Consider the following 12,780-nt stretch of genomic DNA (forward strand, 5'->3'; position numbering starts at 1 on the left):
TTAACATCAGGCTTGCCGACGTACAAATCCTTATGCGCCGCCAAAATCCAAGACCGCGCGGTATCGCACCTTCCCATCCGCGAGGCGCGCCATCACTTCGTTGATCGCGTCTGGGCGATATACCTCGATCATCGGTGTCACCTTGCCCCGTGCGGCAAGTTCTAAGACTTCCACCAAATCGTTGCGGCCGCACTGTTGCGACCCGACGATCGATATCTGGTGATCGAGCAAATGCAGCGGGTCAATCGCAATCGCGTCTTTCCCAATTGCCATCGAAATCAACTTGCCCTCGCGCCGAATCCCCGCAATCGCTTCGCTGTTGTACCGCATCAAATTCGACGTTGACAACAACACATCGACGCCACCCGCGTCCGCCAATTCCTTGCCGACATGATTGCGAACGACCAACGCCTCATCCGCGCCGATCTGCAATATCTCTTTGCGCTTTACCTCCTGCGAGGTAATCCCGATCACCTCGTGTCCATACGCTTTCGCAATCTGGATCGCGAGATGCCCCAGCCCGCCGATGCCGATGACGCCGATGCGGTCCCCCGGCTTCGGGCTCGCGTTGCGGTATCCGCTCATCACGGTATACCCCGCGCAAAACAGTGGCGCGGCTATGCGCCAGTCAAGGGCCTCCGGCAGCAACGTACACCCCGCGGCGCGCGCGATCATGAACTCGCGGTGCCCGCCACCCAATGTCATCCACGAATACTGATCGGCGCAATAATCCGGCTTGCGGATCTGGCACCAGCGGCACCGACCGCACCCTTCCTGAACCCACGACACGCCGACCCGGTCGCCAATACGCAGACTCGTCACGCCCGGCCCCAATGCGTCCACAACGCCGACTGGCTCGTGTCCAAGCACCCACGGACTCGCCAGCGGTAATATTCCGGTCCAATAATGGATGTCGGTCCCGCACACCCCACTCGCGCGGGTGGAGATTCGCACCTCGCAAGGGCCCGGTTCCGGCATATCCTCGTCGCGAACCTCAAACGGGCGGCGCGGTCCGGAAAAATAGACTGATTTCATACGCCCCCGAATTTCGCCATACCGAAGGAATACAAATGTCCGCGCAAAACGTGGGCACATTGCCCGCAGCCGCACCTTGGCGCGCAAAGGTCTTCAACGAATCTGGTGAAAAAATGGCGGAGGGTGTGGGACTCGAACCCACAAGCCCGAAGGCGCCGGTTTTCAAGACCGGTGGATTGCCAGTTATCCTAACCCTCCGCGGGCGGATCGATGGTAGTTTACCGCATCGCGCACCGTACGCGCACCGTCGACGGTCTTTTCAAAACTGGTATACTCGTCTGAATTGGAGACGCTAATTCCGGATGGTTCACGAAATTGAAGTACTCTGCCTGAGCGCCGCTGCGATTGGACTGGTCCACACGTTGCTCGGTCCAGACCACTACCTGCCGTTCATCATGTTGAGCCGGGCGCAGGGGTGGTCTTTGGCCAAGACCGTGCGCGTCACGTTGCTCTGCGGCGCAGGGCATGTAGCCAGTTCCGTGCTGCTCGGGTGCGTGGGGGCCGCGGCCGGTCTCGCCATAACCCGGCTCGAAGCCATTGAAACCATCCGCGGCGGCCTTGCCGCGTGGGTGCTGGCGGGGTTTGGGTTCGCGTATATGCTTTGGGGCATACGCGCGGCGTATCGCAATCGGCCGCACACGCATTGGCATGCGCACGAGGCCGGCGCGGTCCATACGCACGAACATGTCCACGATCCGGCCCACGCGCACGTCCACGGCAACGTGTCCCGCGTTACGCCGTGGGTGCTGTTTACCGTGTTCATTCTCGGGCCTTGCGAACCGTTGATTCCGCTGCTCATGTATCCCGCGGCGCAGCACAGCGTGTGGGGTGTCGCATGCGTGACAGCAGTCTTCGGTCTCGTGACGCTCGCGGCGATGACGGCCGCTGTGTTGGTTGCTTTGCGCGGAGCGAGTCTCGTACGGCTCGGCGCGCTCGAGCGTTACACGCATGCGCTCGCTGGCGCGACGCTTTGCGCCGCGGGCCTGTCGATGCGCTTTCTCGGACTGTGACCACTCGTTCGACTCCGCACGCAACGATCTTTGGGGTGCCGTCATGATTGTCGACATGCGAATCCGACCTTCCGATCTGCAATCGGCCCTGCACGAATTCTTTGGCGTTGCGGGGCGAAAAATCCGGCGTCTGAACAGGGCGTGGGACCCGGCAAAGGGTTCCCCGGTGTTCACGCGCGCAGGAAAATACACGTCGCGCGGGTGGACGGAGTGGACGCAGGGGTTTCAATTCGGTTGTCAGATTCTGCAGTTTGATGCCACAAACGAGGCCGCGTTCCTGAAGATGGGCCGCGAGAACACGCTGCGGTATATGGCGCCGCACGTCAGCCACGTCGGGGTCCACGATCACGGATTTAACAATGTGTCCACGTACGGCAACCTGCGCCGGCTGGCGCGAGAAGGCCGCACAAAAGAGGGCGCGGACGCGGTCCATTTTTACGAGATGGCCCTTAAAGCGTCGGGCGCGGTGCAGGCGGCGCGCTGGACCGCGACGCACGATGGCGGAGGGTTCATACATTCGTTCAACGGGCCGCACTCGCTATTCAGCGATACGATTCGCTCGTGCCGCGTGCTGGTGCTCGGACACCAACTTGGACATTGTTTGATGGCCGAGAACGATAGAAAGATATCGTTGCTCGACCGCGCAATCGAACACGCGATCGCCACGGCACGATACAATGTCTACTACGGCGAGGGCCGGGACGCGTACGACGTTCGCGGGCGCGTGGCGCACGAGAGCATTTTCAACACGAAGGATGGCCGGTACCGTTGCCCGAGCACGCAGCAGGGTTATTCACCGTTCACGACGTGGACGCGCGGGCTTGCGTGGGTCGTGCTCGGGTACGCGGAATTCCTTGAAGCGCTAGGCGCGTTTCCGGAGTCGGCGTTCAAGTCATTCGGTGGAAAAAAGAAACTTACCGCGATTTTCCAGAAAGCCGCGATTTCCGCGGCGGAATTCTATATCGAGCGCACGCCGGCCGATGGTATTCCGTATTGGGACACGGGCGCACCCGGACTTGCGAATATGCCCGGATATATTGACCGGCCTGCGCAAATCGACAATCCATACGAGCCCGTGGACAGTTCGGCCGCGGTTATCACCGCGCAAGGGTTGCTGCGTCTTGGCCGCGCGCTCGGCGCGAAAGGGAAACGGTTCACGCAAGCGGGCCTCACGGTTGCGCGGTCGCTGTTCGCGCCGCCGTACTTATCCACAAGTTATCAACATGAAGGGATACTCCTGCACTCTGTCTACCATCGTCCGAACGGTTGGGACTACGTTCCGAAGGGCAAGCGCGTGCCGCAAGGGGAATCATCGATGTGGGGGGACTTCCATGCGATGGAGCTTGCGGTGTATCTTATGCGAACAATTCATGGTGGGCCGTACCTTGCGTTCTACGATCGCGGGTGACGGTGCGAATGGTGTGCGGTGCGTGTTACGTTCATCGCGCGCGGCGGGGGAGAAACTTCATGGCCCAATCGCAGTCAACGCCACGGAAACGAGTCACGCGCGAAGACATTCGCAAGCGGGAGATCAAGTTGGACATTGTAGAGCGCAAACCGGCCCCGCCGCTTTCATGGCGGTGGATGTCGCTGGTATTTCTTCCGATCGTGTTGTGGGTGATCATTCCGGAGCGCGGCGCGCTGTGGCTGGCGTTCATGGCGACGGCGTTTTGGATCGGCGTGACCGGCATGCTGGTCGGCGAACGCAAGCGTGACGACTTTGACACGGGCCGCGAGATAACTCTTTCGATCGTACGCGCGGGCGCGCTGGGTCTGGCGCTGGGGTGCTGGGCGTTTCTCATTCTCGGGTCGAAGCCGAGTTAGTCCATTTCGCGATACGTTAGCGCGCGCTCTTGAACTGCTTCTTCTTGGTTCGAGTGCGGATGCGCCGCGCATTTGCGCGTTTCTGCGCAACCAAACAAAGAAAGTCGAGTGGCACTGGAATAGTTGTCACACCCGCATCCGGGTGCGCGGAAACCATGAAAGAGCGAAGCGGGGCTTTTCAAGGGCGCGTCACGAAGTGGAAAGCGTCGTAACGGGTAAAGTTCTATTCTCGGAACGGACTGTGAATACGTACATCAACCATTATTCGATTATCGGGCGCGAGCGGCGGCGCGCCGCCATGCCGATAACACGAGTCCTATTGAAACAGAACTACGCAGCGTGGGAACTGCTTTTTTTCGCCTTAGCCGCATTTTGCCTTTCGGCCCGCGCCGGTGCGGACGATTCGCATTCACCGCTTCCGGTGAAGGTCGGAGAATTCGAACAGCAGGTGCACACGGCGTATACGGAAGCGGACGGGCTTCCATCGAACGACGTGCACGCGATCGCTCAAGACGGTGATGGCGCGATCGTCGTGCGAACTGCAAGCGGTCTGGCGAAGTTTGCCGATGGAGGCTGGACGAAGGAAGAGGACTCGTCGGCGTTCTCGAATACAGACTGGCAAACGGCCAACTGGTTTCCGGGCCTTGCACAGTTTGTGGGCAACGAGTCCGCGATCCGCGAAGCCGCGCAACACGAAGGCGAATACGCCGTCGCCGCGGAGAACGGGCTTTTTATAGGCGACGGCGAACACTGGACCATGGCGCTGCCGCATCAGGGCGCGATTCGATGGGCGCCGACGGACGTGCGCGCGGCCGGATACGACGGACAAGGCAGACTTTGGTTTGCGTGTCCGCAGGGCGTGGGATTCCGGGAGAGCGCGAACGCGTGGCGGCTGTTCACGGGTGCGGATGGGCTGCCGTTTAACGACTTCACGTGTATGGCGACGGGGCCAAAGGGCGTGTGGTTCGGCACGACGAACGGCGCAATACGGTACGTTGACGGCGATTTCGAGTTCCGGCAGGGCCGGCGATGGTTGCTCGACAACTATGTGCGCGGCGTCGTGGTCGATGCGGACGGCGGCGCGTGGTTCGCGACGTCCGCCGGCGTGTCTCGAATTGAATTTCGACCGACAACCTTAGCGGACAAGGCAACATACTTCGCCGAGCAGATTGACAAGTACCATCGCCGCACGCGGCTTGGGTATGTGAACCCCGCCACGCTGTCCACACCGGGCGATAAGAGTACGTCAGTCCCCGAAGCGACGGACAACGACGGGCACTTCGGCGGGTTGTATCTTGGTGCGGCGAGTTTGGGGTACGCCGCGACGAAGCGCGAGAAACTACGCGAAGACGCAGTGCGCGCATTTGAGGCGCTGGCATTTCTGAGTAAGGTGACCGAAGGTGGCACACACCCCGCGCCGAAAGGGTTCATCGCCCGGGCTGTCGCGCCAACCGGCGAACCGAACCCGAACGAATTGGAGGACGCGGAATACAACCAGCGCCGCCAGAAGAACGATGCGCTGTGGAAATTGATCGAGCCGCGCTGGCCGATCGACGAGACGGGCGAATGGTATTGGAAGTGCGATTCGAGTTCGGACGAGTTGGACGGCTACTACTTCGGATTCGGAATCTATTACGACCGTGTGTGTAAAACGGAGGGCGAGAAAGACGCGGTGCGCGAAGTGGTGCGGCGCATAACGGACCACATCATCGAGCACGATTACAGCCTGGTCGATCACGACGGGAAGCCGACGCGATGGGCGCATTTTTCGCCGGACGATCTGAACCGGAATTCACACTGGTGGGTCGAACGCGGACTCAATTCGTCCAGCATCCTCACGTATTTGACGGTCGCGCACCATATCACCGGCGATCAGAAATATCGGGACATTTTCATGACCCTTGCGACCGACGAGGGCTATGCCATGAACCTGATGACGCAGCCAAAAGTCGTGCTGGCGCCGGGCGCGTTCGGGCAGGCAGACGACAACATGGCGTTTATGAACTATTACCACCTGGTCCGGTACGAATCCGATCCGAAACTGCTGAACATGTTTCAGAACGCAATGTACTATCACTGGCGCGTCGAGAAGTATGAGCGGAACCCGTTCTTCAATTTCGTCTATGCGGCGTGCAACTTCGGGAAATCGCGGATCGATCAGTGGGGCGAGACGGACTTGTCGCCGTATGGGCCGTGGCTTGAAGACAGCATCGACACGCTGAAGCGGTATCCACTGGACCTCGTGGATTGGCCGGTGTCGAACGCGCATCGCATCGACATGGCGCCTTTGGGCGACCATACGCGGGACCCCGGGGGCGGTCACCTCGGTGCGGGTCATCGCAACGATGGATACGTCTACCGCATTGACGAGAACCATTCCATCTACTGGGGCGACGATCCCTGGGCGCTCACGCACAAGGCCGATGGCACTCGGCTGCGCGAGGGCGTCTCGTATCTTCTCGCGTACTACCTCGGCGTCGTGCACGGGTATATAGCGGGATGACAGGCCGGCCGGAAGGTGTCCGGGTTTCGTGTGAGCGCGAAGCGCTCGTGGTCTGCGTCATTTGAATTTGGCGGTCCCAGTCACGTGGAATACCGCCCGGCACGGAGACCGGGCGCTACAAACATCAACAGAATCGATTGACGGGAACCACTAGTGGTTCGTGCCTCTTAAAGTTCGGTGTGCCTCAAGAAACAGGGCGCCGACGCGCAGACAAATACCGCCCGGCACGGAGACCGGGCGCTACAAACATCAACCAAATCGATTGACGGGAACCACTAGTGGTTCGTGCCTCTTAAAGTTCGGTGCGCCTCAAGAAACAGGGCGCCGACACGCAGACAAATACCGCACCGCCCGGCACGGAGACCGGGCGCTATAAACATCAACAGAATCGATTGACGGGAACCATTAGCCTCTTGAATCGATTTGTTGTTCGGCCCACGCGCGGAGATCGCGGATGGCGGTGTAGAGGACGCCGGCCGCGCCGCGATACTGGCCCGAACCGCGGGGCGAGTTGTCGAGGGCGTACCATTCGTGGAACCCGTCGTTGTCGATAACGCGCTGCGCCATCGGTATTAGTTCGCGGTAAGCGTCTTCGGCGAACCCATACCGGACAAGCTGCCGGATCATGCGCGCGCCGAACCAGGTCCAGTCGCCGCCATTTTGATAGCTGTAGGGTTTCGCCATGGCCGGGTTCTTGAAGTACCCGGCGGGGTACGGCGGATACATGGTGAGCCCGATCGATGCGGCGCCGGCTGCGGTCGCAGCGAAGCGCAGCCAATTGACAGGCAAACGAGGATCGCTGTTATGGCTGTCAAAACAAGGCGAACACGAACGGCGCCGCGATGCCACATAGATGGGTTCCCCAATGTATCGGCGCGATGCGCCTCCCCCGCATCATTGTAGACCCGGCGGTAGGGATTGTGCGAGGCGGCGAATTGCGCGCGCGACCCCGAGACCGTAGGATGGAGCCTGTTATCGGGCAGTACGTACCGCTGCAGGCGTGCCCCGGATTCGCGGTTATCCAGAGGAGTACTTGCGACATGCATTCGCTTGTGAGGTCTTTTGTTTTTGCCGCCGGTGCGGTCATCGCGACGTGCGCGGTGGCGGGCGAGTCGCCGCAGTTCCGCGGGCCGAATCGAGACGGCGTATTCGCCGATGAAACGGGCCTGCTGAAATCGTGGCCGGAAGGCGGGCCGAAGAAGTTGTGGGTTGCGGCGGGGATCGGCAGGGGCTATTCGTCGGTGTCCGTCGCGGGCGGGAAGATTTATGTGACCGGCATGCGCGACGACGAGACGGGCGTGCTGTCGATCTTCGACTTGAGCGGGAAACTCGAGCGCACAATCCCGTACGGCAAAGAAACCATGGAAAAACAGGCACCCGGCGCCCGATCGACCCCCACGCTCGACGGGGAACGCGTGTACTTCCTGTCCGGAATCGGCGTGCTGTACTGCATCGACCTGACGGCGGGGAAAGCCATATGGGACGTGAATATCCTCGAACGTTTCGGCGGCGCGTTGCCGATGTGGCATATCGCCGAGTCGGTACTGATCGACGGCAACAACGTCATTTGTACCCCCGGTGGGAAGGAAGGCCGGCTTGCAGCGCTGAACAAGATGACGGGTGACACCGTCTGGACCACAACCGGTTTCGAAGACACCGCATCGTACTGCTCGCCGGCGATCTTCACACATAACGGCAGGCGCATCCTCACGACTGCCACCGCAGCCACCATCGTCGGCGCGGAACCCGATACCGGAAAACTGCTGTGGGCCTTCGCGCACAAAGGGCCCTACGACATCCATGCCGTCACGCCTATTTACAAGGACGGCGGACTCTATTACGTCGCGGGCGACGGTTTCGGCGGCGGTATGCTGAGATTATCGGAAGATGGCGCAAGCGTGACGCCCACGTGGGAAAACAAGTCGCTCGATTGCGTGCATAGCGGTGTCGTGTTGGTTGACGGACACCTCTACGGCACGGGCTACCGCGCGGACGCCGCGCTCGAGTGCCTGGAGTTCGACACCGGCGCGGTGAAGTGGAGCGCGCCCGAGATTCAGGAAGGCATCGTCGTCTACGCGGACGGCATGCTGTACGTGTACGAAGGCCCGAAAAAGGGCCTCGTCAGCCTCGTCAAAGCGCAGCCCTCCGGCTTCGAGCGCACCGGCTCCTTCGAGATCACCGACGGCGGCGACGACAAGCATTGGGCGCATCCCACTGTCGCCAATGGCGTCCTCTACATCCGCCACGGCGACGCGGTGATTGCGTATGAGTTGAAGGGGTGAGGCGCTTCAGAAGGTTGCGCGGGCGAAGACGAGCGCTATTTCGTGCGGAAGCGGAGCGGCTGAGCGATAATTACAGCCGCTGATCATCAGCGAGGAGGCGTTCGCGCAGTTTGTCATAGGGCACGGCCTGCACGGCAATTCCCGTGTCGATAGCCATGACGGCGGCGGTGGCGGCGCTCTGGCCGAGGATCATGAAGACGGGCTCCATGCGGATGGAGCCGAAGGCGATGTGCGAGCTGGACAGGCAAATTGGGACGAGCAGGTTCTCGCATTCGTCTTGTTTCGGCGTGAGCGCCCGGTAGTCGATAGCATAAGGTTTGTCGGGCTTGACGCCGATATCGCCCTCGTTCTGCACGAATCCGTCAGGTTTTATATAGCGTTGCACGTTGTGGCTGTCCATCGCATAGGAACCCATTCCCACGGACATCGCCACGTCGCGTTTGCCGAGCACCTCATGTTCGGTCATGACGAACGCGCCGATCATGCGCCTCGCTTCGCGCACGTAAATCTGGTGCGGCCAGTTGCCGTTGTCCGTGAACTCGTCTTTCGCGAGGCCCCACTTGCCCATTGCCTCGCGCACGTCCTGCGGCACGCGCGGATCGTTGGCCATGAAGTACATTAATCCCTTCTGATACCGCGTATGCTCGTCGAGAATCTTGCGCCTGCGTTCGTACGACGCTTCGGGATAGTCGTAATTCGCGCCGATATTGTCCGTGCTGAAGGGGCCGTGATTGTTGGTGTCGGTCTTGCGGTTCGGAATGGGGTCGAATTTTTGGAAGTGTTCGCGCCAGCCGGACTCGAACACACGCAACAGCAGTTCGTATTGCGCGGCGTCATAGCCTTCCGGTTTCTCGAACGGCACGCGGTTCTCCGGGTGATCGGTGAGGCACATGCGGTAGCAGTACGCCTGCACGCGCTTGTCCGCCGCGCCGAATTCGCCCGGCGGATCGGCAGAGACACGCGGCAGCAACCCGCTCGCGGGATCGCCGGGGACCTTGTATGGGCTGATTTCCGCCATGAAGTAGTGGCGATGGTGCAGCACGCCGGTCTGCACGCCGTTCCATTTCTCGCCGTACGCCGCGGTCGATTCGCGGCCCACGTGGTACGACACACCCGCCGCGGCCATGAGATCGCCTTCGTACGTCGCGTCGATGAACACCTTCGCGCGATACGCATCGCCCGCGAGCGTGCGTATCGCGACAATGTGGCCGTCCTCCTTGGTTACGCCATGTTCGCGGTCGAGCCACGCATCGCGGTGGACGGGAATCGAATGCTCTTTGACGAACTCCTCGAAGACCGCCTCCGCGACGTGCGGCTCGAATATCCACATCGTGCGGTTGTCGCCGTCGATCGCGGGCGTGCCCTGGCCCTTGTTGCCGTACTCCTCGCGCGTTTGCCAACGCCACGCCTCGGCACTGTCGTAATGCTTCCACACGCGATGATAGAACTCGCGCGCAATGCCGCCAATCGTTTCCTTCTTGCCGGTGTCGGTCCAGCCGAGACCGCCGCTGCTCAATCCGCCGAGGTGTTTGTCCGGCGAAACGACAACAACGGAATGGCCCATCCGCGCGACCTGTACCGCGGCGGCAATGGCGGACGAGGTGCCGCCGTAGATGGCGACATCCGCGTCATATTCGGCCGCTGACGCGCTGCCCGTCAGCGCCAGCGCAATCAGCAACACAGAAGACTGCCGCTGCATTTTGGATTTTAGATTTTGGATTTTGGATTGAATGTCGAGAACCTCAGTGAGACAACATTTGCGCTGGGATTGCCTGCTTCGCCATTCCGCCGCCTTCAATTGATGCCTCGAGTACACTCATGTTGCCCGCTTGGAAGTATTCGACGCGGATCGGGTGCGCGCCGGGTTCGAGTGCGATCTGGCCGGAGACTTCGCGGTCGCCGTGCGGACCGTCGTTGTCAACGACCAGTTCGTCGCCGATGTAGAGGCGGCTGCCGTCGTTCGATAGCGTCGAGAACGTATAGATGCCGCGCGCGGCGACGGTGACGTAACCGGTGAAGATCATTCCGAAGCGATCCGGCAAGTCCCTTGCGGGAAGGGCGATTGTGCTGGCGACACTCTTCTCGGCCGGTTTACGCCCGGCCAGGCCCTGGGTCGATTCGAGGGTATCTTCGAGCGAGAAGAATTCGAGCGCGAGTCCGGGTTTGGTCTTGCCGATTTTCGCGGCGCCGCGCGCGGATTTTTGCACGAAAGAGCCTTCGAGAATCGGCGTAACGCTTTTGCCGTTGGCGAAGCCACGCGCTTTCACCACGCACGAAGTAGTCACGTCGAAGGGGCCGTTGTAGAGTGTGGAACTCGTTGTGGGTTCGGAGCCGTCACGTGTGTAGCGGATTTCCGCGACGCCGGCGCGGCCCTTAATTTCCACGCTCGTCTTGTCGATGAAGACGTTGCTCTTCAGAAATCCTTCCAGCGGTATCTCGTTTGCGATGACGAGCTTTTCCTTTGCAGGCAGCGGCGGGAAGGGATTGTGCGGTTCGAGCTGATACCAGTACGCGACAGATGCCTGGTCGTCCTGCAGCGGAAGGTATCGGCCTTCGCTCTGCCAGCCAAGGCTCTGGATGGTCACGCGGAGATCGCTTTCGAAGCGAATGGGATCGGTGATGTGCCAGCGGTATTGGCCGAAGCGGCGTTGCGAACCTTCGTATTTCACGTGATAAAAGCCCGTGTACGGGCTGGTAAAGCTTTCGTATGCGTCGCGGCCGTTTTCCATGCGTTCGTTGTAGCCGTATGAGCCGCAGAAGTAGTCTTCTTCGCCGGTGCCGCAGATGGTCGGGAAATCCGTGTCGCCGTCCATGTAGAACTTGATCTCGCCTTCGCCCCACCAGCCCGGGCTGTTCGCGCCGTGAGCGAGGTAGGTGCCGACGTAGTGCCCGCGGCCCTTGATTCCGTCGACGATCGTGTAAACGTCTTTGTATGGAAGCGGGTTCACGCGGCGGAACTGCGCGTGGAAGTACGGCGTGTTCTTTGCCACGGGTTCAAGCGAGTAGTCGATTTGGTAATAGAGGCTTGCGCGCTTGTCGCCGAGATTTTCCATCGTGATACGGCACTTCTTGCGGAACGGCATCTGCCAGTACGAATTGAAACCGCTGCGCGGGTTCACGCACACCGCCAGCGAGGTGATGCGCGGCTCGTTGCCGAGGCCCCAGCCCGCCGCGAAGAAATCGCCGACGGGCACTTCAACCGACGGCTCCTTTTCGTCGTCCCAATAGAACCGGAAGATCATCAGCCGGTAATCGCCGACGGGCGTCATCCACATGTGGTTGATGACGCCGGGGCCTTTCATCTCCGCGAGGGTGAATGTCTGGCCCGGCTCGATGTAGATGTACGGGTTGACCTTCCACCCCTGCCCAAGTTCACGGGCCGCGCGCTTGGCGTTACCTTCCTCGAGCGTGGCCATGCCGCCCTTGCCCTTCTCTCCCGTAAAATTCTCCGGGCTGATCGAGCGGGTCTTCGCGTCCTTGAGTTCGTATAGTTTGTCCATGCCTATCTCCTGCGACGTAGCGGTGGCGCAGGAAATAGAGAACGCCACGACGACGGCTAAGTGGATGACGTAACACTTCATGGAATAGTCCCCCTTTTTTTTCAGCCCAGAATGTGAGGCGCCCCTTATTGGGCCAATCCGATCTTACCGCGCCGAGCGTGCAGCCGCGCGGCAAGGTCAAGCTTACGATCGAAATCCCGCAAAGCATCTCCCGGACAACGTTCCAGTAGCGATTCCAGATCGGCCGGGTTCCTCAAGTTCGCGAACCGGCTTTCCGGCGCGAAGTACACGACGACGGGTTTTCCCTTGTCTACAAGATTGAGAATGTTGTGAACGGTCCCGGCACTCTCGCCGTCCCAGACCATGAGCCCATAGTCCGCGTCATCGCTCATTGCAATATCCTTCGCGGCATAGAACCAGAAATTGCCGGTGGCGCAATCGGTTTCGATTTGCCGCGTGCACCAATTTCCGAGATTATTTCTACACACGCTTCCGGAGTGGTATATGCGCACGTTGCGATAATTCTCGTCCGCCAGAATTCGCTGTACGGCTTTGTCGACACCGTTTGCATCCCCCAAAATAATGGACAGGGACCGGTCCATGATATTCCTGATACGGCTCAAGAC

10 protein-coding genes and 1 tRNA gene are annotated in these 12,780 nt (G+C 60.5%); 5 read left to right on the plus strand and 6 right to left on the minus strand.

Going from position 1 to position 12,780, the window contains the following annotated elements; all coding sequences use genetic code 11:
• Positions 1 to 30: 30 nt before the first annotated feature.
• Complete coding sequence (locus HUU46_19385) at positions 31 to 1,035, minus strand: alcohol dehydrogenase catalytic domain-containing protein (GenBank protein ID NUM55810.1); 1,005 nt, start codon at positions 1,033 to 1,035, stop codon at positions 31 to 33.
• A 114-nt stretch (positions 1,036 to 1,149) separates the two neighbouring features.
• Positions 1,150 to 1,233: transfer RNA gene (locus tag HUU46_19390), tRNA-Ser, on the minus strand.
• A gap of 104 nt (positions 1,234 to 1,337) precedes the next feature.
• Here HUU46_19390 and HUU46_19395 point away from each other — a divergent pair.
• The 4 genes from HUU46_19395 to HUU46_19410 all read left to right on the plus strand — a co-directional run bounded on the left by HUU46_19395 (position 1,338) and on the right by HUU46_19410 (position 6,372).
• Positions 1,338 to 2,045, plus strand: coding sequence for a sulfite exporter TauE/SafE family protein (locus tag HUU46_19395; GenBank protein NUM55811.1), 708 nt, complete (start codon positions 1,338 to 1,340; stop codon positions 2,043 to 2,045).
• Between the two features lie 43 nt (positions 2,046 to 2,088).
• Positions 2,089 to 3,453 carry a glycoside hydrolase family 88 protein gene (locus HUU46_19400; GenBank protein ID NUM55812.1) on the plus strand — a complete coding sequence of 455 codons (1,365 nt, stop codon included), beginning with the start codon at positions 2,089 to 2,091 and terminating at the stop codon, positions 3,451 to 3,453.
• A gap of 59 nt (positions 3,454 to 3,512) precedes the next feature.
• Positions 3,513 to 3,869, plus strand: coding sequence for a hypothetical protein (locus HUU46_19405; protein NUM55813.1), 357 nt, complete (start codon positions 3,513 to 3,515; stop codon positions 3,867 to 3,869).
• 241 nt (positions 3,870 to 4,110) lie between these two features.
• A complete protein-coding gene (locus HUU46_19410; GenBank protein ID NUM55814.1) occupies positions 4,111 to 6,372 on the plus strand; it encodes a hypothetical protein in 2,262 nt (753 codons plus the stop codon).
• A gap of 405 nt (positions 6,373 to 6,777) precedes the next feature.
• Here HUU46_19410 and HUU46_19415 read toward each other — a convergent pair whose 3' ends face one another.
• A complete protein-coding gene (locus HUU46_19415; GenBank protein ID NUM55815.1) occupies positions 6,778 to 7,161 on the minus strand; it encodes a hypothetical protein in 384 nt (127 codons plus the stop codon).
• Between the two features lie 251 nt (positions 7,162 to 7,412).
• Between HUU46_19415 and HUU46_19420 the strand changes: the two genes are divergently transcribed.
• Positions 7,413 to 8,654, plus strand: a complete 1,242-nt coding sequence (locus tag HUU46_19420) for a PQQ-binding-like beta-propeller repeat protein (GenBank protein NUM55816.1) — start codon at positions 7,413 to 7,415, stop codon at positions 8,652 to 8,654.
• Positions 8,655 to 8,724: 70 nt separating this feature from the next.
• On the opposite strand, the gene HUU46_19425 is transcribed toward HUU46_19420, so the two are convergent.
• The 3 genes from HUU46_19425 to HUU46_19435 are packed head-to-tail and all read right to left on the minus strand — an operon-like array spanning position 8,725 to position 12,756.
• A complete protein-coding gene (locus HUU46_19425; GenBank protein ID NUM55817.1) occupies positions 8,725 to 10,353 on the minus strand; it encodes an FAD-dependent oxidoreductase in 1,629 nt (542 codons plus the stop codon).
• Between the two features lie 43 nt (positions 10,354 to 10,396).
• Positions 10,397 to 12,235 carry a DUF2961 domain-containing protein gene (locus tag HUU46_19430; protein ID NUM55818.1) on the minus strand — a complete coding sequence of 613 codons (1,839 nt, stop codon included), beginning with the start codon at positions 12,233 to 12,235 and terminating at the stop codon, positions 10,397 to 10,399.
• Between the two features lie 44 nt (positions 12,236 to 12,279).
• A complete protein-coding gene (locus HUU46_19435) occupies positions 12,280 to 12,756 on the minus strand; it encodes a hypothetical protein (GenBank protein NUM55819.1) in 477 nt (158 codons plus the stop codon).
• Positions 12,757 to 12,780: the final 24 nt, after the last annotated feature.

This window comes from Candidatus Hydrogenedentota bacterium (assembly GCA_013359265.1).
Taxonomy (GTDB): Bacteria; Hydrogenedentota; Hydrogenedentia; order Hydrogenedentales; family SLHB01; genus JABWCD01.

Excerpts from the sequence above, each read along its gene's own strand:
- HUU46_19420 (NUM55816.1), top strand. The coding sequence starts at position 7,413 with ATGCATTCGCTTGTGAGGTCTTTTGTTTTTGCCGCCGGTGCGGTCATC.
- HUU46_19430 (NUM55818.1), bottom strand. The coding sequence starts at position 12,235 with ATGAAGTGTTACGTCATCCACTTAGCCGTCGTCGTGGCGTTCTCTATT.
- HUU46_19435 (NUM55819.1), bottom strand. The coding sequence starts at position 12,756 with ATGGACCGGTCCCTGTCCATTATTTTGGGGGATGCAAACGGTGTCGAC.
- HUU46_19405 (NUM55813.1), top strand. The coding sequence starts at position 3,513 with ATGGCCCAATCGCAGTCAACGCCACGGAAACGAGTCACGCGCGAAGAC.
- HUU46_19400 (NUM55812.1), top strand. The coding sequence starts at position 2,089 with ATGATTGTCGACATGCGAATCCGACCTTCCGATCTGCAATCGGCCCTG.
- HUU46_19385 (NUM55810.1), bottom strand. The coding sequence starts at position 1,035 with ATGAAATCAGTCTATTTTTCCGGACCGCGCCGCCCGTTTGAGGTTCGC.
- HUU46_19395 (NUM55811.1), top strand. The coding sequence starts at position 1,338 with ATGGTTCACGAAATTGAAGTACTCTGCCTGAGCGCCGCTGCGATTGGA.
- HUU46_19425 (NUM55817.1), bottom strand. The coding sequence starts at position 10,353 with ATGCAGCGGCAGTCTTCTGTGTTGCTGATTGCGCTGGCGCTGACGGGC.